The sequence below is a fragment of the Pseudomonas migulae NBRC 103157 genome, assembly GCF_002091715.1.
GTDB lineage: Bacteria > Pseudomonadota > Gammaproteobacteria > Pseudomonadales > Pseudomonadaceae > Aquipseudomonas > Aquipseudomonas migulae_A.
Genome location: NZ_BDAG01000009.1, coordinates 151688 through 170223 on the forward strand (window position 1 = coordinate 151688; position 18536 = coordinate 170223).

Here is an 18536-nt window from a genome sequence, read left to right on the forward strand (position 1 = left end):
TTGACTGCATGACCGTTAATTGAAGAACTCGGACGCCAGGCTGGCGGCAGACAATTCCTCGGTAAATTTCAACAGCAGTGGTGCCAGCTCATGCAGTCGCGCTCCCGGCATCCGCGCGCTTGGACCGGCAATGCTCAGCACGCCAATTACTCGCCCGTCGGTGGGGTGCCGTACCACTGCCGCAATCGCTGAAGTGCCCACTGCCGAACTCTCCTCGACCCAGGCGTAGCCTTGCTCCCGCGCCAGTCGCAGCCGTTCCAGCAATTCAATGTTGGACCGCGGAGCGTTCGGTCCCAGATCCTTTGGCCGGTCGCCGCCCTGGCGCTCCACCAGCGACAAGGCCTCGGCATCGCTCATGCAAGCCAGCCACGCATGGCCCGAAGCCGTATAAAACAACGGTGCGTCGCGGCCCATGTCCGGGTCGTAACGCAACCCCGAACGGGCGCCCTGGGATTTGGCGATCCAGATCTGCCGCTCACCTTCGATAAGCCCAAGACGCACCAGTTCCCCGGTTTCCTGGGCCAGACGATCCAGCACGGGCTGAACGATATCGGCGCCGCTACCCGCCAGGTAACGAAAACCCATCGCGACCAGTTTGGTGGACAAGTGATACCGCAGATTCTCCGGATTCTGCCGCACATAACCCAGTCGAATCAGCTCCGCGAGCATACGGTGGGTCGCGCTTTTAGGGATGTCCAGTTGCTCCGCGAGCAGCTGCATGGGCAAACCGCGAGGGTCACGGGTGAGGCTTTCGAGCACATTGAAGACACGTTCGATCTGACTGCCAGCCATGGGAGGTTCCGAATTCGATTTGCCCTGATTCTAGAAGACGAACCGGGTAATGCGAAATCTGGAACTCGAGGCTCGAGCGACGCAGACACTCGACTGTTTGATAAAAACCCGTCCCCTGAGGGAATTCGAGGGGTTATCCATGTTCCTACTGCCTGCACGCTACCGGCCAGCGAGTGAAAGACGGACGACCGGACTGGCGCCGCTCTCACTCACCAGCAACACTCATCCCCACGGACAATCAGAGGATTCCCACATGCTATGGAAAAAAGGCCGACGCAGCGACAACGTGGTCGATGCCCGTGGTGATGATGTCGGCGGTGGTGGCGGCGGGATGCGCTTTGGTGGCGGCAAGGGCCTGAGCCTGACGGCCATCATCCTGATTGTCGGGATCGGCTGGATCACCGGCCAGGACCCGTTGCAGATCCTCGGCCAGTTGACCGGCCAAATGACCGAGCAATCGGCACCGGCCTCGACGCAAACCCGCAAGGCACCGCCGGCCAATGATGAAGGGGCGGAGTTCGTACGCTCGATCCTCGGTGACACTGAAGACACCTGGGGCCAGATTTTTCAGCAGGCCGGTCGGCAGTATAAGAATCCTACGCTGGTGCTGTTCAGCAACCGGGTGAACTCGGCGTGCGGCCTGGCGACTTCGGCGACCGGCCCGTTCTATTGCCCCGCAGACCAGAAGGTTTACCTGGACATGGGTTTTTTCCAGGAAATGTCACAACGCTTTTCCGCTGCGGGTGATTTCGCTCAGGCCTACGTGATCGCTCACGAAGTCGGACACCATGTTCAGACGTTGCTCGGTGTCTCGGCAAAAATTCAGACTGCCCGCCAGCAAGGCCGGCAAATGGAAGGCGATGGCGGTTTGCTGGTACGCCAGGAACTGCAAGCGGATTGCCTGGCCGGTGTCTGGGCCAACAACGCGCAGCAGCGCCTGAACTGGCTGGAACCGGGCGACATCGAAGAAGCCTTGAATGCCGCCAACGCTATCGGCGACGACCGCTTGCAGCAGCAAGGTCAGGGTCGCGTGGTGCCGGACTCGTTTACCCATGGCACGTCAGCGCAAAGGGTGCGCTGGTTCAAAACCGGATTTGCGCAAGGCCAGGTGGGCCAGTGCGATACCTTTGCGGCGAAAAACCTATAGATGAATAAGTGGCTGTTGGTTCTGTTGTTCACCTGTGCAAGTACCCAGGCTGCCGAGCAGGCAGTCAAGGAAATCAGCGCCGGACGGCTGTTGTTGAACGAAGGTGAGATGGCGGTGGGCATTGGCCCGGCGCCAGCGAAAATCGAACGCGTGCTGATCATCCTCCATGGACGGTTGCGCAACGCCGAAACGTATCGCCAGAGCGCCGAGCGTGCGGCGGAACAGGCCGGGCAAAGCGCCAACACGCTGGTGATCGCTCCACAATTTCTCAATGAAACCGACGTGGCACTCCATCCAGTGGCCGACACCGTGTTGCGTTGGCAAGGCAATGACTGGATGGCCGGCGGTTTATCCACCGCTCCGTTTGCGCTGAGTTCCTACGCGGCCCTCGACCAGATCATTGCCCGGCTTGGCGATCGTCGACAGTTTCCGGACGTAAAGGACATCGTCATCGCCGGCCACTCCGGTGGTGCTCAGGTGGTTCAGCGCTATGCCTTGTTGAGTCACGATCAACCGGAACTCAAGGCTGCTGGCGTGCACGTGCGCTATGTCATCGCCAACCCGTCCTCCTACGCGTATTTCGATGAGCGACGGCCGGTGGCTTTCAGTCATGCCCGTTGCCCGGACTTCAATCGCTGGAAGTACGGCCTGAGCAATCTGCCTGCTTATGCCGAAGGACAAACACCCGCGCAGCTGAAGGAAAAGTACGTCCAGCGTGACATCGTTTATCTACTGGGGCAGCAGGACATCGACCCGAATCACCCAGCGCTGGATAAAAGCTGTGAAGCCCAAGCCCAGGGTGCTTACCGATTGATTCGCGGACGCAATTTTTTTGATTCTTTAAAGCGTAGCCATCCGAAAGAGTTGAATCAGCAACTGATCGAAGTACCCGGGGTTGGGCATAACGGGGATGGGATGTTTACGTCGCCTGAGGGGCAGAAGGTTTTGTTTGGTCAGTGAGTTTTGTATTGCCTGGCAGTGCCCCTTCGCGAGCAAGCCCGCTCCCACATTCGACCGAGTTCTTTCAGAAAGAATAGGGTCGAATGTGGGAGCGGGCTTGCTCGCGAAGGGGCACTCTCAGACAACCAATTCCTCAAGCCGAAAGCATCTGCCTCAGCTCGACACAATCCGCCGCATGCCAATCGGTCAACTCCGGCCACGGATTATCCGGCAGATTCACCAACACCGTCCGCGCCCCCGCCGCCCGCCCGCAATCCAGATCAAACCGGTAATCACCGACCATCACCATCTCGCTCGCCGGCACCTTCCAGGCCTCGGCCAGTTTCAACAAACCACCGGGGTGCGGCTTGGGTGGCGCTTCGTCGCGCCCCAGCACATCCTCCACCGCGAAGCAGTCCGCCAGGCCGATGGCCTCCAGCGTCACATGCGCCAGTTCACGCGCATTGCGCGTAAGAATGCCCAGCCGATAACCGCGCCCAGCCAATTCACGCACCAACTCGACGGCGCCCGGCGCCGGTTTCGAACCCAGCGCCAGATCCCGTTCATGCTCCAGCAACCACGCGTGTTTGGCTGCAGCCTCATCGGCCGGCAGCGTGGCGAGGTGAGTCAGGATGTCGTCTTCGGCCGGGATCGCCAATGCCACACGAATCGCCGCGAAATCATGCACGGCCACCGTCAGGGTGCCGTCCATATCGAACACCCAGTGCCGCACCTCGGCCAGGCTCATGCCCAATCCTTGCGGTGACGAATCAAGCCTTCCTGAGTGACCGACGCCACCAGTTGCCCGGCGCGGTTGAATACACTACCGCGGGTGAAACCTCGGGAATTGCCGGCCCACGGGCTGTCCATCGCGTAGAGCAACCAGTCATCGGCACGCAGGTCCGCGTGGAACCACAGGGCGTGATCGAGGCTGGCGACCTGCATGTCTTTCTGCCAGACCGACTTGCCGTGAGGTTGCATCGACGTGGTCAACAGACCGAAATCCGAGGCGTAGGCCAGCAGGTATTTGTGCAGCGCCGGGGTATCGGCCAAGGCACCGTCTGCACGAAACCAGACGTACTTGATCGGATCGGACGGCTGCGGGTTGTAGGGATCTTTCTCGGTGACCGGTCGGAATTCGATCGGTTTCGGGCACAGCAGTTTTTCACGCATGTGTTCGGGAATCAGATGAGCGCGCTGCTGAGTCAGCTCCAGCTCCGACGGCAGGTTTTCCGGGCCGACCACCACCGGCATCTCGGCCTGGTGCTCGAAACCTTTTTCGTCGTACTGGAACGAGGCGCTGCAGGTGAAGATCGGGTTGCCCTTCTGGATGGCCGTCACCCGACGCGTGCTGAAACTGCCACCGTCGCGCACCCGGTCCACCTGATACACCACGGGCAACGCGGAATCGCCCGGACGCAGGAAATAGCCGTGCATCGAATGCACATGGCGCGCGGCTTCGACCGTCTGACTGGCCGCCGACAGCGACTGACCGATCACCTGACCGCCGAACAACTGACGAAAACCCAGGTCCTGACTGCGGCCACGGAACAGGTTTTCTTCGATCGGTTCCAGGGTCAGCAAGTCGACCAGATCATCCAACACTTGGCTCATTCAGACTCTCCTCACACAACACTATGCCGCGCAGTCTTGGCTGCGGCGGTCGATTCAGGTTCTGGCCGGGGCCATCATGGGGGCCATTGTAAACGTCCGGGCCGGCTTATCCATGCAAGGTTTGCAGCCATTGTTCACGGGTGATGCGGTACAACACATGGTGACGCAGGGGATGATCGGCCGCGAGCGTCGGGTGCTCAAAGTCATCGGCTGAATCGTGTTGCATGCCGATGGCCTGCATGACTTTCTGTGAAGGCATGTTGGTTTCCGTGGTGAAGGACACGACTTCTTTCAACGCCAGCCGGTCAAACCCGCAGCGCAGAGCGGTCCATGCCGCTTCACTGGCATAGCCAAGGCCCCAGTGCTCGCGAGCCAGACGCCAACCGATTTCGATGGCAGGCGTAAACGGCGCGTCGAATCCGACCACACCCAACCCGGTAAAACCGATGAACGCGCCGGTATCCTTGCGCTCCAGCGCCCACAGGCCGAAACCATGCTCGGCAAAATGCCCGCGCACGCGCCCGATCAGCGAAGCACTGTCCAGCCGACTCAGGGGCGCCGGAAAATAGCGCATCACTTGCGGATCGGCGCACATCGCTGCAAACGCTGGCAAATCCTCATCACGCCACTGCCGCAACAGCAGTCGCGCACTTTCGAGCTCCAGTATCGGCTCCATCGTCTACTCCCCCCTTTCCATGCCGTAAGTCTACATCGCTGGTAGGATCCTTCCTTCAATCCTGCCAGCCGTCCTTGATAAAAGCCCGCCATGTCGCTGCCACTGATCTACCACGAAGACTACAGCCCCGAGTTCCCGGCGGATCACCGTTTCCCGATGGACAAGTTTCGCCTGCTGCGCGACCACCTGGTGGACAGCGGACTGACCCGGGACGCCGACCTGCTGCGCCCGGAACTCTGCCCGCCGGAGATTCTCGCCCTTGCCCATGACGCTGCCTATATCGAACGCTACATGAGCGGCGAGTTGTCCCGCGAAGACCAGCGGCGCCTTGGCTTGCCGTGGAGCGAAGCATTGGCCCGGCGCACGGTGCGTGCGGTCGGCGGTTCGTTGCTGGCGGCGGAACAGGCACTGGAGCATGGTTTGGCCTGTCACCTCGCCGGCGGCACGCATCATGCGCATTACGATTACCCGGCCGGGTTCTGCATCTTCAATGACCTGGCGGTGATCAGCCATTACCTGCTGGAAAGCGGTCGCGTGAATCGGGTGCTGATCTTCGATTGCGACGTGCATCAGGGCGACGGGACTGCACGGATCCTGCACAACACCCCGGACGCGGTGACCGTTTCCCTGCATTGCGAGAAGAACTTTCCCGCACGCAAGGCTGAAAGTGACTGGGACATTCCGTTGCCCAAAGGCATGGGCGATACCGATTACCTTAAGGTGGTGGACGACGCGCTGAATTATCTGCTGCCGCTCTACCAGCCGGACCTCGTGTTGTACGACGCCGGTGTCGATGTGCATAAGGATGACGCGCTCGGTTATCTGAAGCTGACAGACGAAGGCGTGGCCGCCCGTGATGAAAGCGTGATGCGCCATTGCCTGGGGCGGGATATTCCGGTGGTCGGGGTGATTGGCGGCGGTTACAGCAAAGACCGCAAGGCGTTGGCGCGACGTCATGGAATCCTCCATCACAGCGCGCAGCGGGTCTGGACGTCATCAGGTTGTCATTGAGGTGTGAGTCTTTACCCACAATGCCTGTGGAACTGCCTGTGGATAACCTGAGTGAAAGGACCTACAGGCCTTGCAGCGTATAGCCTGCAAAGGGGTGGTTGTTTTTTGATCAGCCCTTGATATCACCAATGATCCCTGTGGGAGCGGGCTTGCCCGCGATAGCGGACTGTCAGTTAACAAAGATGTTGGATGTGCCGGCCTCATCGCGGGCAAGCCCGCTCCCACAGGGTTCTATGCTGGTAGAATGCGCGGCTTATCCCGCCAGACCGCAGTGCATTCATGACCCAAACCTCCGCCGCCCTCCCCCTTCAAGTCGCCATCATCGGCGGCGGCCCCGCCGGCCTGATGGCCGCCGAAGTGTTGAGCCAGGCCGGAATCAAGGTCGATCTGTACGACGGCATGCCTTCGGTAGGCAGGAAATTTCTCCTCGCTGGCGTGGGCGGCATGAACATCACCCATTCCGAAGCCTACCCGGCATTCCTCGCACGCTACGCCGAGCGTGCACCGCAGATTGCACCACTGCTGCGCTCATTTGGCGCCGAGGCGATGTGCCAGTGGATTCATGATCTGGGCATCGAAACCTTCGTCGGCAGCTCCGGCCGGGTGTTTCCAACCGACATGAAAGCCGCGCCCCTGTTGCGCGCCTGGCTCAAACGATTGCGGGATGCGGGTGTAGTTATCCACACCCGCCACCGTTGGCTGGGCTGGGACGAAAACGGTGGATTGCTCATCGGAAGTCCCGACGGTGAAAAAACCATTCAACCCGACGCCACTTTGCTGGCCCTCGGCGGCGGCAGCTGGTCGCGTCTCGGTTCGGACGGCGCGTGGATGCTGCCATTGGAGCAACGCGGCGTAGGACTTATGCCTTTGCAGCCGAGTAATTGCGGCTTCGAGGTGCAGGCTTGGAGCGAATTGATGGTCAGCAAATTCGCCGGCGCGCCGCTGAAAAACATCGCCATCGGGCTCAACGACGATGTTCCGCGGCTCGGGGAATGTGTGATTACCGCCACCGGCATTGAAGGCAGTTTGATCTATGCGCTGTCAGCGCCCATCCGTGAAGCCATCAATCAACACGGCTCAGCGACGATTCATCTCGACCTGTTGCCCGGCAGGCCTGTGGATAAAATTCAGGCTGCATTGAGCAAACCGCGCGGTTCACGTTCCATGTCCAAGCATCTGCACAGCCAGCTGGGGCTTGATGGCGTGAAAGCGGCGTTGCTGCGCGAACTGACGCCGGCAGAATGCTTCGCCGATCCGGCATTACTGGCCAAAGCAATCAAGGCGTTGCCACTGACGCTGGTGAAAACCCGCCCACTGGATGAGGCCATCAGCAGCGCCGGTGGCGTGATGTTCGAGTCGATGGATGAACGTTTGATGCTCAAGCAACTGCCTGGCGTGTTTTGCGCGGGGGAAATGCTGGATTGGGAAGCGCCGACCGGCGGTTATCTGCTGACGGCGTGTTTCGCCAGTGGGCGAGCGGCGGGGTTGGGGATGGTGGAGTGGCTCAAGCGCAAGGGTTGAGACCGTGGCGCGCCCATCGCGAGCAAGCCCGCTCCCACACCTTTTGTGAACACATAATTGGTGAACACCAGAGATCCAGTGTGGGAGCGGGCTTGCTCGCGAAGGCGGCCTAGCAGACGCCGTAACGAATCAAGGCTTACGCTTACGCGGCCCAGTATTAAACACCGGCACTTTTCGCACAGGCTTGATCGAAGGTTCCGGCGCCGAAGCATCCCCGCTCTCGACCCATTTACCCAAATTGCGCTTACCACCACTGGACGTTTTCGGCTTCTTCGGTTTTTTCGGCTTCTTCACCACCTGACCGCTGGCATCGGTGTCCGGCACGCGGTGCTCAGGTTCGAAATCGTGTTCCACCTGACGAGGCAACGTCTGACGCGTCAACGTCTCAATGGCCGACAGCAGATTCACTTCATCCGCGCACACCAGCGAAATAGCCTGTCCGGTGGCACCCGCACGGCCGGTACGACCGATCCGGTGGATATAGTCCTCTGCCACGATCGGCAGGTCGAAATTGACCACCAATGGCAGATCTTCGATGTCCAGACCACGGGCGGCGACGTCGGTAGCCACCAGGATCTGTACTTCGCTGGCCTTGAAACGGTCCAGCGCACGCTGGCGGGTCGCCTGCGGTTTGTCGCCATGAATGCCGTCGGCATTGATGCCCAGGCCCTGGAGTTTTTCCACCAGCGCGTCCACGCCGTTGCGGGTCTTGGCGAACACCAGCACCTGCTTCCACTTGCCCTTGCGCAGCAAGTGGATAAACAGCTCCGGCTTGCGCTTCTTGTCCACCGTCACCACCCACTGCTTCACAGTGTTGGCAGCCACGTTGCGCGGGCTGACTTCGATGCTCAGCGGATCGTTGAGCATTTGCCCGGCCAGCAGGCGAATCGCATCGGAGAAGGTCGCGGAGAACAGCAGTGTCTGACGTTTCTTCGGCAGCACGCGGTAAATGTTCCCCAGCTCCTCGGAAAAGCCCAGGTCGAGCATGCGATCCGCTTCGTCCAGCACCAGGGTTTGCAGCTGGTTGAACTTCAGCGCGTTCTGGCGGAACAGATCGAGCAAACGGCCAGGCGTCGCCACCAACAAGTCGACGCCTTTGCGCAGTTTCATCATTTGCGGGTTGATGCTAACGCCGCCGTACACCGCGTAAGTGCTCAGCGGCAGGTTCTCGGCATATTGGCGCACGGCTTCGTGAACCTGTTCGGCCAGTTCGCGCGTCGGCACCAGGATCAGCGCACGCACCGAGTTGGCAGTGACTTTCGGCCCTTCCATGGCCAGCAATTGCAGCAGCGGCAGCGCGAAACCGGCGGTCTTGCCGGTGCCGGTCTGGGCGGCGGCCATCAGGTCACGACCGGCCAGCACCGCCGGAATGGCTTGCGCCTGAACCGGCGTCGGGGTCTGGTAGCCGAGCGTCTCGAGAGAGCGCAGCAAGGGTTCGATCAGGCCAAGGGAGGCGAAAGTCATGGGATTACCGTAGGAAAAATCAGCGCGGGTATGCAATGGCGCGCAGTTTACCCTAATTCACGCTCGATTCTGTCTGCACCACGGCAGCCGGTCGTGCCGGCGTCCGGCGCCACTGCGGCAGACCGATCAACACCACGGCACTGATGATCACCAACATGGCCAACGCTTCTTCGATACCGATGGTCTCGCCAACGAACACGATTCCCAGCAACACCGCCACCGCCGGGTTGACGTAGGCATAACTGGTGGCTGCCGCCGGACGCACGTTTTTCAACAGGTACATATAGGCGTTGAAGGCGATGATCGAGCCGAAGAACGTCAGATAGGCCAGCGCCGCCCACCCTTCAATCGGCGGCATGGCTTCCAGATGCTCACCGCTCAAAGCACTGCCGATCAGCAGCGCCACGCCACCCACCAGCATTTCCACGGCACTGGCCATCGCGCCCTGGGGCAGCGGCAAGTGTTTGCTCCACACCGAACCGAACGCCCAGGCCGCTGCCGCAAAGATCAGCAACATCGCACCCAGCGGGCTCGATTGCAGGTTGGAACCGAGGTTGAGCATGGCGATGCCGATCAGTCCAAGCACAATCCCGGCCCATTCGAGACGGGTATTGCGCGCGCCCCAGAAATAGCCGCAGAGCAAGGTAAACAGCGGCACCGTCGCCACCGCCAGTGCGGCGACGCCGGAAGCGACACCCATGTGTTCCGCCACACTGACCCCGCCGTTACCGCAAGCCAACAGCAAAATCCCGATGATCCCCGCCGCTTTCCACTGCGCCCGGGTCGGTGCCGGCGCCCCGCGCCAGCGCAGGAAGGCGTACATCAAGGTCCCGGCAATCACAAAGCGAATACCGGCGAGCAGCAAGGGCGGCCAATACTCCACACCGATACGAATCACCAGGTAAGTCGAGCCCCAAATCACGTACAAGGCGAAAAAGGCAGCGATCAACGGCAAGGGAAAACGGCGCAGGCCAGGCATGGGGCAGCTCACAGGCAAGGACAAATGAACAGCTATTCTAGAAAGGCCAACGGCGGAAAATAAGCTACAAAACCTGTTTATAGCGCCGGTACACTTTTCAAACCACGGAGATCAGCGCTATAAACCGTGTTTTCGAAAGTCAGTCATTTTTCAGGAATCCGACCATGGACAAATACGACCGCATGCTCCTCAGCGCCCTGCTGGAAAACGGTCGCGCGTCCTACGCCGACCTCGCGCGCAAGGTCAACCTGTCCGCCCCGGCCGTGGCCGAGCGCGTGGCCAAACTTGAGGCCAGCGGGGTGATTACCGGTTACCAGGCGAAAGTCGACATGGCCAAGCTGGGATTACCGATCCAGTGCGTCATCGAACTGCGCTTGAACCAGCACGGCAACCAGAAAGCCTACGACGACCTGATCAAAATCCCGCAACTGACCGAATGCCACCGGGTGACGGGGGATCCGTGCGTGATCATGCAAGCGGCGGTGGGCTCGATGCCGGAGCTGGAGGAGTTGATCAACCGGATCGCCAAATTCGGGTTCAGCAAGACGTCGATTGTGTTGTCGAGCGCCATCGAAAAGCGCGTGCCGTTGGGGCACATCGAAGGGAATGGAAAAGTCTGATACGACACTGCCCCTGTAGGAGCCGGCTTGCTGGCGATTGCGGTGTGTCATTCAACATTGATATCGACTGAAATACCGCTATCGCCAGCAAGCCGGCTCCTACGGGGGGATTGCGGTGTGTCTGGCGGATCTATCAAACGCCGCTGTAACTGGCAGACAACAAACCCGGCATATCCCGCAGCCGAACCCAAGGCTCTTTGCGCCAATGCAGAAGCCGCAACGTTCCGCCGGCCCACTCCATCCGTCGAATTTGAGGCGTGGCTAAACACAAGCACCGCGAACCCTGTAGGAGCCGGCTTGCTGGCGATTGCGGTGTGTCATTCAACATTGATATCGACTGAAATACCGCTATCGCCAGCAAGCCGGCTCCTACGGGGGGGATTGCGGTGTGTCTGGCGGATCTATCAAACGCCGCTGTAACTGGCAGACAACAAACCCGGCATATCCCGCAGGCGAACCCAAGGCTCCTTGCGCCAATGCAGCAACCGCAGCGTTCCGCCGGCCCACACCATCCGTCGAATTTGAGGCGCCGCTAAACACAAGCACCGAACCCTGTAGGAGCCGGCTTGCTGGCGATTTGCGGCGTATCAGCCGCCATCAATGTTGAATGACACACCGCAATCGCCAGCAAGCCGGCTCCTACAGGTGCGAATCAAAATCCGCGATGGCGCTTGAGGTGCTCGTTGATCTTTGCTGCCGGGACTTTCTGCAGGCTGACCAGCAGATCATGCGACAACTCGCGCAACCCGTGCTTTTGCCGCAGCTCCTGCGCCAGATGCGCCGTCAGGTTGGCAGCCATTTCGGCATCGGCCATGGCCCGGTGAGCCTGGCCGGTATGGGGTAGTTGGGCGAAGGTGGTGAGCGTACCGAGTTTGTGATTCGGCGCGGCGGGCATGAGGCGGCGGGCGAGGAGCAGCGAGCAGGCAAAGTTCTGCAAACGCGTGCGCTTGATCCGCCCCAGTTCAAAGTCCCAGAACTTCTGGTCGAACGCCGCGTTATGCGCCAGCAACGGCGTGATCCCGACGAATTCGTTGACCTCGTTCATCACCTGCTCCGCCGACGGCGCGGTGCGCAGCATGGCGTTGCTGATGCCGGTGAGTTGTTCGATGAAGGCCGGGACACGCACCCCAGCATTCATCAGGCTCTGGTAACGCTCGACGATGCGCCCCTGCTCAAGGATCACCACGGCAATTTCCGTGGCCCGGCAGCTACTGCTCGGGGAGATCCCGGTGGTTTCAAAGTCGATGACTGCTATGCGTTCCAAACCTGTTTCAACTCCGTAAAAATCAATTCTTGAGCAGCAGCGCGCCTTCGATGGGCACGTAGCGACTGGCGGCGCGGATCAGCGAGTTAGCCGTCAGGCCCGGCACGCCGTAGGCCACCGCCTGTACGCCGTGCTTGGCGATGATGCGCTCCAGCAGCATGTCGAAATCACCGTCGCCGGAGGCCAGCACCACTTCGTCGACGTGGTCCGCCGCGTCCATGATGTCGAGGGTGATGCCCACGTCCCAGTCGCCCTTGGCCGAGCCGTCGCTGCGCTGAATGTAGGGTTTGAGCTTCACGGTGAAACCGAGGTTGCGCAGGATCTGCTGAAACTGCTGCTGCTTGCTGTCACCACGATCGATCGCGTAGGCATAGGCCTCGACGATCTCGCCCTGTTTGCTGATATCAGCCCACAGCGCGGCATAGTTGAAGTGGCAACCATAGGCCTGACGCACGGTGTAATAGAGGTTTTGAACATCGGCGAACACTGCAATTTTTTTCACCGTGCATCCTCTTTCGCGCAGGCGGGATCAGGCACCGGGCCCGAAAAGTTGCCCAGTATGCCAGCCTGGAGGATTGTTCCGCGAATAATCGGCCCGGAGCGCCGCAGCGCTCCGGACGAATGGCGTGTCAGACGAAGGAATCGTCGTCGCCGCCGAAGAACGATGAACTGTCATCGTTGTAGTCGGTGTCGGCATAGTCTTGGGAGTTGTCAGCCACGCGCTGGTCATCGCCCCAACCGTTGTCACCGCTTTGATCGTTGACCTGAGCCGGCTCTTCCTTGATCACTTCCACCACTTCCGGCTGCTGGTTGTGGTGGAACAGGCTGCTGATGCCCTGTGCCAGCATCACGCCACCCGCCACACCGGCGGCGGTTTTCAGCGCGCCACCGAGGAAACCGCCACCGACAGGTTGCTGTTGCGGCGCGTAGTTCTGCTGCGGTGGCGGCGCACCGAAGTTCTGCTGTGGCGGCGGCGGCGAATTGAACGACTGCCGCCCCGGCTCACGCCAGCCACCACTGGAGGGCGGTGCACTGGGCGCGGGTGTTTCACGGGAGCTGCCGCCGAAAATACTCGACAGGAACCCACCGCCGCTCGGCGCCGGAGCCGTCGTCTGCGCCTTGGCCGATTGCAGTTCGGCCTGCAATTGCTGGACTTGCTGATCCAGTTGCTTGTTCTGCGCGTCAAGGCTCTTGATCGCGGCCTCTTGCACCAGAATGGCCTGGGTCATGAAGTAGCCCGCCGCGGGTTGGCGAGTCAGGTGTTCCTTGATCCGCGCCTCGGCCTGGGCGTCGCGCGGGGCTGAATCCGTTTCGGCCTGTTGCAGCCGGGAAAACAGTCCATCGATCAGGGTTTGTTCTTCGCTGTTCATGGCGACCTCGTAGATTGCCGGGGAAATCGTTGCCCTTCTCCAGAGAGGATAAGGTGCTCGACCTTAATGGAGGCTGAAACAAGTTGTTTCAATGACCTTTACCGAACGTTTACGTTTGCGTCCCGAAGCGCTGCATCGGTTAAAGTGGGCCACTGCTTTCAACCTGCGATACCGACTGATGAATCCGTTCGACGTACTGCGTGACTCTTTGTATTTCTTCAAGCGCAATCTTGGCCAGATCGTGCGGCTGTGCCTGCCACTGGTGATCGTCGAAGCGCTGCTGCAACAAGTGGTCGATCACTCGACCGAGCCGGACAGTTTTTCCGGCATCAGCGTGATCGTCGGGCTGCTGGTGTATCCGCTGTACACCGCCGCGCTGATCCTGTTTCTCGATGCGCGCAGCCGGGGTGAATCGCCGCGCAACCGTGACCTGCTGTCGAGGTCCGCCTACCTGTGGCCGCGCTTCGCCCTGCTTACCGCGCTCAATACCTTGCTGATCCTGATCGGCCTGTCGTTGTATTTCCTGCCCGGTATCTGGCTAATGGTGACCCTCGCGTTCGGCGAATACCTGCTGGTGCTGCGCGGCCTGGCGCCACTGGCCGCGATGAAGGAAAGCCTGCGCCTGACCCGCGGCCATTTTCTGCGCATCCTGGTGTGCATTCTGTGTGTGATGGGGCCGTTGTGGTTGCTCAAGGGCTTGACCCTGGAGGTTTACCCGGAGCCGCAGAACCCGGTGATTTCCTTGCTGATCGACAGCGCCCACAGCTTTTTGCAGTTGTTCACCAGCGTGGTGTTGTTCCGTTTGTTCATGCTGATCACCGACGTTCCCGAGAAAGTCGACCGGCCGCTCTGACCGTGGGCTTCGGCGCGGCTCTCGGTTATGCTCGGGGCCATCTTTTGTAACGCTAATAAGCCGAGCCATGACCCGTCTACTGCGCTACACCCTGCTGGGCCTGGTGATTGCAATCGGCCTGATTGCCCTGCTGATCTACAGCCTGACCTGGCGCCCCGAGGCCAGGGAAATACTGCCGGTCAGTTGCAACGCCCAGGCGCCGAAACTGGTGCCCGGCCAGGCCCTGAAAGTCATGACCTGGAACGTTCAGTACCTGGCGGGTAAACGCTACGTGTTCTGGAATGACCTGGCGGCCGGCAACGACGAAAAACCGACCACCGAGGACATGGCCTTCAGCCTCGATGAAGTGGCGCGGGTGATTCGCGACGAGCAACCGGATGTCGTGCTGCTGCAAGAGCTCGATGACGGCGCCAAGGCCAGCGATTACCAGAACCAGTTCAAACTGCTTCAGGAACGGGTCGCCGACCTGTATCCGTGCAGCGCAGCCGCCTTCGACTGGAAAGCCGATTTCGTGCCGCAGCCGCATATCTTCGGCAGCGTCGGCCGGCAACTGGCGACCCTCAGCCGCTACCAGATCGAGCACGCAGAACGCCTGCAACTGCCGACCCTGCCGGCTAATGTCATCAGCCGCCAGTTCAAACCGAAAAACGCTTTGCTGGTGACATACCTGCCGTTGAGCGATGGCGGTCAGATCGCGGCGCTCAACACGCATCTGGACCGCGTCCTTCAACCCGACGACACGCTGCAAGCCCAGGTGACCGCAGTCGCCAAGGTCCTCGACCGATTCGAAAGCCGCGGCACGCCGTGGCTGATCGGTGGCGACTTCAACCTGTTGCCGCTGGGGCAATATCGACGCCTGCCCACGGAACAACGCGCGCCCTACTCCGCCGACAGCGCATTGCATGTGTTGTGGGACAAGTACCCGATGATCCCGACCAACAATGAAGCCAGCGGAATCGATCGGGCGCAGTGGCTGACGCATTACCCGAACGATCCTGGCTTGAACGGCCCGGACCGGACCGTCGACTACCTGTTCTACAGCCCGCGGATCAAACGGGTCGAGGCGATGGTGCGGCAGGACGATACCTTGCGGATCTCCGATCATTTGCCGGTGATTGCGCGGTTTCTGTTGCCGGCCAACTGACACACATAACCTGTAGGAGCCGGCTTGCTGGCGATAGCGGCGCCTCAGTCGACATCAATGTTGAATGATGAACAGCAATCGCCAGCAAGCCGGTTCCTACAGGAGATTGTGCAGCTCAATGCACCTCCTCCAGATCATCATGCAGCAGCCCGAAGATATTGCGCTTCATCTCGATAAACGAGCGCTCCATGACCATGTCCAGGGTCCGTGGGCGTTCGATCGGCACGTCCAGAATCTGTTTGATCCGCCCAGGCCTGGCGCCCATTACATAGACTCGATCGCCCAGCAAAATCGCCTCGTCGATATCGTGGGTCACGAACAGCACGGTCTTCTTGCTGTTGCCCCAGACCCGCAACAACAGCTGTTGCATTTGCAGACGCGTCTGGCTGTCGAGGGCGCCGAAGGGTTCGTCCATCAGCAGGATCTGCGGGTCGTTGGCCAACGCCCGGGCAATCGCCACGCGCTGCATCATGCCGCCGGACAGCTGCTTGGCGTAGTTGTCGGCGAACCCGGTCAGGCCCACTTCATTAACGTAGTAATCGACAATCTCCTTGCGCTGCGCCGCCGCCATGCCGCGCCGCTTGAGGCCGAACTCGACGTTCTGGCGCACCGTCAGCCACGGGAACAGCGTATAGCTCTGGAACACCATGCCGCGATCCGCGCCGGGGCCCTGCACTTGCTGACCACCGACATAGATCTCGCCTTCCGTGGGCTCGTTCAGGCCGGCGGTGAGGTACAGCAAACTCGACTTGCCGCAGCCCGACGGTCCGACCAGCACGGCGAATTGCTGATCCGGGACTTCGAATGAAACCTGATCCAGCGCGGTGAACACGCCGCCGTCGGGCTTCTGGTAACGCAGGCTGACCTTATCCACCTGCAGGCGTGGCGCGGTGTGCGCCGGGGCAGCCATCGGAGTGACGAAACGCGGGTTGACGGCGGTTACTGAGCCCATGCGGTAATCCTCAGACGAAGGAAACGGAACAGTTGATCGGTGACCAGGCCCAACAGGCCGATGATCGCGATGGCGAGGAAAATCACATCCACCTGAAAGCCGCGCATGGCCTTGAGGCTCAAATAACCCAAACCGCTCGAAGCCGCGACCAGCTCCGCAACCACCAGGTAAGTCCAGGCCCAGCCCATGGTCACGCGCAAGGTGTCGAGCACGCCCGGCAAAGAGGCCGGCGCGATCACATGCAGCACCGCATCGCGACGGTTTGAACCCAAGGTGTAAGACGCATTGATCAGGTCTTTGGAGATGCCTTTGGACACGTCCGCGATCATCACCAGTTGCTGGAAAAACACGCCGAAGATGATCACCGAGACACGCTGTTCCAGACCAATGCCGATCCACAGAATGAACAGCGGCACGAACGAGGTCACCGGCAGGTAACGAATGAAATTCACCATCGGTTCAAGGAACGCCTGGACGATGCGGAAGCTGCCCATCAGCAACCCCAGCGGCACCGCCACCAGCGACGAAACGACGAAACCGACCACCACCACTTCAAGACTGGCCCACACGTGTAAACCGAGCGTGCCGTCGCGGCTCAGGCGCACGGCGGCTTCGACCACCGCGCCCGGCGTCGGCAAGAACATGCCCGGCACCACGCCGCCGTAAGACAATCCGGCCCACAGGCCAACCAACAACACCCAGGCCAGGCCGCTTGCGCTCCAGATCACCGACACCGGCAGGCCGGTCTTGGGCGTGATGCAGCGGCTCAGCCATGAATTGCGCTTGAACATGCAAACCTCCTACAGCGGGGTGACGAAGCGGTTGTCGATCAGGTCGTCATTGCTGACGTTGTAGGGTTTGCCCTGCAATTCACTGGCGGTTTCGTTGGCCAGTTTGATCAGCGGTTCGCTGTCGCCCGGCTTGCCCGGCGAGCCCAGGAGTTTTTCGCTCATGGCCTGATCGTAGAAGCGCACGCCTTGCGCGGCAGCTTCCAGCTCCTTCGGATCGGCGAGGTAACCACCGACGCCCTTGGCCATGATTTTGTAGGCCTCCTTCGGATGGTCCTTGGTGTACTGCACCGCTTTGTACAGACCGGCGACCAACGCCTTGACGTCTTCCGGTTGCTTCTCGATGACCGTGCAGTTGAGCGCGACCACGTCGACGATCACCCCCGGCGTGCTGCTGCTGTCGATCAGCACTTTGCCTTGTTGCTTGTTGCGCACCATCGAGAGATGAGGTTCCCAGGTCACGGCGGCCGGCACGCGACCGGCGATGAACGCGGTGGCGGCATCGTCGGCCGTCATGTTCTGCACGGTGATGTCGCTCATGCTCATGCCGTGTTTTTTCAGCAAGTACGACAGCCAGAACTGCGAGGTGGAACCTTCGTTCACCGCCACCGCCTTGCCTTTCAGCTCCTGCAGACTCTTGACGTCCTTGCCCACCAGAACACCGTCGCCACCATGGCTGTCATCCAGTGCAGCGACCGCTTTGAAGCAGAATTGCGGACGGTACTTGAGTACCTCGTCGATGGTCGACGCTGAGCCGGACAATTCGCCTGAGGCCTGCGCGGCCATGTACATCGAGGCCTCTTCGACGACCGGCAATTCGACGGTCAGACCGTTTTCCTTGAAGTAGCCCAGGTCTCGGGCGAGGTAGAGCGTGCCGTAACCGACCCACGTTGTGTGGCCGATAGAGAGGGTGCCGGCCTGGGCGCTGGTAGCGACCGTGGCGGCAAGGGCGGTGATCGCCAGTGGATGAACGACGCGGGTAAGCAAGGACTTGATCATGGAGCACTCCCAAAGCTGTTGGTTTAGTTTTGTCATGGGCAGTACGGCCAGCGGCCTTTGGAGAAGAGCTGCTACGGGCGGTCTCTGATGGACCTTGTTGTGGGCAGCGTTCGGCTGACTGGCGAGGTCGATGTTGGACCAAGGCGGGGATTAGGAAAATTAGGAAATATGTCGATGGGAGTGATGAAAAAACTGGGTAGCGTGCGCGGTAAAAGGGCGCGGTTTGCGGGGGTGCACGAGGCTTGTGCAAAAGTTAGAGGTGTGCTGAATTGACTATCGCTTTCGCGAGCAAGCCCGCACCCACATTGAATTTATGTCGGTGACAAAATTTGTGTACGACACCGATCAAATGTGGGAGCGGGCTTACTCGCGAAGAGGCCTGAAAGAGCGCTACAAGGGGGGG

Annotated in this window: 19 protein-coding genes; 7 read left to right on the plus strand and 12 right to left on the minus strand. The window is 60.5% G+C overall.

The window, feature by feature from the left end; translation table 11 throughout:
- Window positions 1–15: 15 nt before the first annotated feature.
- Complete coding sequence (locus PMI01S_RS09695) at window positions 16–792, minus strand: IclR family transcriptional regulator (protein WP_084319583.1); 777 nt, start codon at window positions 790–792, stop codon at window positions 16–18.
- 253 nt (window positions 793–1045) lie between these two features.
- Here PMI01S_RS09695 and ypfJ point away from each other — a divergent pair, with 253 nt between their 5' ends.
- Together ypfJ and PMI01S_RS09705 are read left to right on the plus strand one after the other, a co-directional pair.
- Window positions 1046–1939 carry a KPN_02809 family neutral zinc metallopeptidase gene (ypfJ, locus tag PMI01S_RS09700; RefSeq protein ID WP_084319585.1) on the plus strand — a complete coding sequence of 298 codons (894 nt, stop codon included), beginning with the start codon at window positions 1046–1048 and terminating at the stop codon, window positions 1937–1939.
- Complete coding sequence (locus PMI01S_RS09705; RefSeq protein WP_084319587.1) at window positions 1940–2899, plus strand: alpha/beta hydrolase; 960 nt, start codon at window positions 1940–1942, stop codon at window positions 2897–2899.
- 133 nt (window positions 2900–3032) lie between these two features.
- Here the strand turns inward: PMI01S_RS09705 and PMI01S_RS09710 are convergent, their stop codons facing one another.
- From PMI01S_RS09710 to PMI01S_RS09720, 3 genes are all read right to left on the minus strand, one after another.
- Window positions 3033–3626: an HAD family hydrolase gene (locus PMI01S_RS09710; protein ID WP_084319588.1), complete on the minus strand. Its 594-nt coding sequence runs from the start codon at window positions 3624–3626 to the stop codon at window positions 3033–3035.
- Window positions 3623–4492, minus strand: a complete 870-nt coding sequence (tesB, locus tag PMI01S_RS09715; protein ID WP_084319590.1) for an acyl-CoA thioesterase II — start codon at window positions 4490–4492, stop codon at window positions 3623–3625. Before tesB ends, PMI01S_RS09710 begins: the two co-directional genes overlap by 4 nt.
- A gap of 106 nt (window positions 4493–4598) precedes the next feature.
- Window positions 4599–5168 carry a GNAT family N-acetyltransferase gene (locus tag PMI01S_RS09720; protein WP_084319591.1) on the minus strand — a complete coding sequence of 190 codons (570 nt, stop codon included), beginning with the start codon at window positions 5166–5168 and terminating at the stop codon, window positions 4599–4601.
- Between the two features lie 90 nt (window positions 5169–5258).
- Between PMI01S_RS09720 and PMI01S_RS09725 the strand changes: the two genes are divergently transcribed.
- Together PMI01S_RS09725 and PMI01S_RS09730 are read left to right on the plus strand one after the other, a co-directional pair.
- Window positions 5259–6179 (plus strand): histone deacetylase family protein, encoded by a 921-nt coding sequence (locus PMI01S_RS09725; protein WP_084319593.1) that lies wholly within the window; start codon window positions 5259–5261, stop codon window positions 6177–6179.
- A gap of 279 nt (window positions 6180–6458) precedes the next feature.
- Window positions 6459–7700: a TIGR03862 family flavoprotein gene (locus PMI01S_RS09730; protein ID WP_084319595.1), complete on the plus strand. Its 1242-nt coding sequence runs from the start codon at window positions 6459–6461 to the stop codon at window positions 7698–7700.
- Between the two features lie 129 nt (window positions 7701–7829).
- Here the strand turns inward: PMI01S_RS09730 and rhlE1 are convergent, their stop codons facing one another.
- On the minus strand, window positions 7830–9164 hold the full coding sequence (rhlE1, locus tag PMI01S_RS09735; protein WP_084319597.1) for an RNA helicase RhlE1: 1335 nt from the start codon (window positions 9162–9164) through the stop codon (window positions 7830–7832).
- A gap of 52 nt (window positions 9165–9216) precedes the next feature.
- Window positions 9217–10143, minus strand: coding sequence for a drug/metabolite exporter YedA (yedA, locus tag PMI01S_RS09740; RefSeq protein WP_084319599.1), 927 nt, complete (start codon window positions 10141–10143; stop codon window positions 9217–9219).
- A 164-nt stretch (window positions 10144–10307) separates the two neighbouring features.
- On the opposite strand from yedA, the gene PMI01S_RS09745 reads away from it, so the two are divergent.
- On the plus strand, window positions 10308–10763 hold the full coding sequence (locus PMI01S_RS09745; RefSeq protein WP_084319601.1) for an Lrp/AsnC family transcriptional regulator: 456 nt from the start codon (window positions 10308–10310) through the stop codon (window positions 10761–10763).
- Window positions 10764–11415: 652 nt separating this feature from the next.
- On the opposite strand, the gene PMI01S_RS09760 is transcribed toward PMI01S_RS09745, so the two are convergent.
- From PMI01S_RS09760 to PMI01S_RS09770, 3 genes are all read right to left on the minus strand, one after another.
- Window positions 11416–12027 carry a 3'-5' exonuclease gene (locus PMI01S_RS09760; RefSeq protein ID WP_084319603.1) on the minus strand — a complete coding sequence of 204 codons (612 nt, stop codon included), beginning with the start codon at window positions 12025–12027 and terminating at the stop codon, window positions 11416–11418.
- Window positions 12028–12049: 22 nt separating this feature from the next.
- Window positions 12050–12529 carry a LabA-like NYN domain-containing protein gene (locus tag PMI01S_RS09765; protein ID WP_064675757.1) on the minus strand — a complete coding sequence of 160 codons (480 nt, stop codon included), beginning with the start codon at window positions 12527–12529 and terminating at the stop codon, window positions 12050–12052.
- A gap of 127 nt (window positions 12530–12656) precedes the next feature.
- Window positions 12657–13397, minus strand: coding sequence for a DUF2076 domain-containing protein (locus PMI01S_RS09770; protein ID WP_084319605.1), 741 nt, complete (start codon window positions 13395–13397; stop codon window positions 12657–12659).
- A gap of 178 nt (window positions 13398–13575) precedes the next feature.
- Here PMI01S_RS09770 and PMI01S_RS09775 point away from each other — a divergent pair, with 178 nt between their 5' ends.
- Both PMI01S_RS09775 and PMI01S_RS09780 read left to right on the plus strand, forming a co-directional pair.
- Entirely contained in the window at window positions 13576–14250 is a 675-nt protein-coding gene (locus PMI01S_RS09775; RefSeq protein ID WP_084319622.1) for a YciC family protein, read from the plus strand.
- A gap of 67 nt (window positions 14251–14317) precedes the next feature.
- A complete protein-coding gene (locus PMI01S_RS09780; RefSeq protein WP_084319606.1) occupies window positions 14318–15394 on the plus strand; it encodes an endonuclease/exonuclease/phosphatase family protein in 1077 nt (358 codons plus the stop codon).
- A 115-nt stretch (window positions 15395–15509) separates the two neighbouring features.
- Here PMI01S_RS09780 and PMI01S_RS09785 read toward each other — a convergent pair whose 3' ends face one another.
- Genes PMI01S_RS09785 through PMI01S_RS09795 form a run of 3 tightly spaced genes read right to left on the minus strand, consistent with a single transcriptional unit; the run spans window position 15510 to window position 18133 of the window.
- Window positions 15510–16346, minus strand: coding sequence for an ABC transporter ATP-binding protein (locus PMI01S_RS09785; RefSeq protein ID WP_084319608.1), 837 nt, complete (start codon window positions 16344–16346; stop codon window positions 15510–15512).
- Window positions 16334–17137, minus strand: coding sequence for an ABC transporter permease (locus PMI01S_RS09790; protein WP_084319610.1), 804 nt, complete (start codon window positions 17135–17137; stop codon window positions 16334–16336). The genes PMI01S_RS09785 and PMI01S_RS09790 overlap by 13 nt, the downstream gene beginning before the upstream one ends.
- A 9-nt stretch (window positions 17138–17146) precedes the next feature.
- Window positions 17147–18133 (minus strand): ABC transporter substrate-binding protein, encoded by a 987-nt coding sequence (locus PMI01S_RS09795; RefSeq protein WP_084319612.1) that lies wholly within the window; start codon window positions 18131–18133, stop codon window positions 17147–17149.
- Between the last annotated feature and the right edge of the window lie 403 nt (window positions 18134–18536).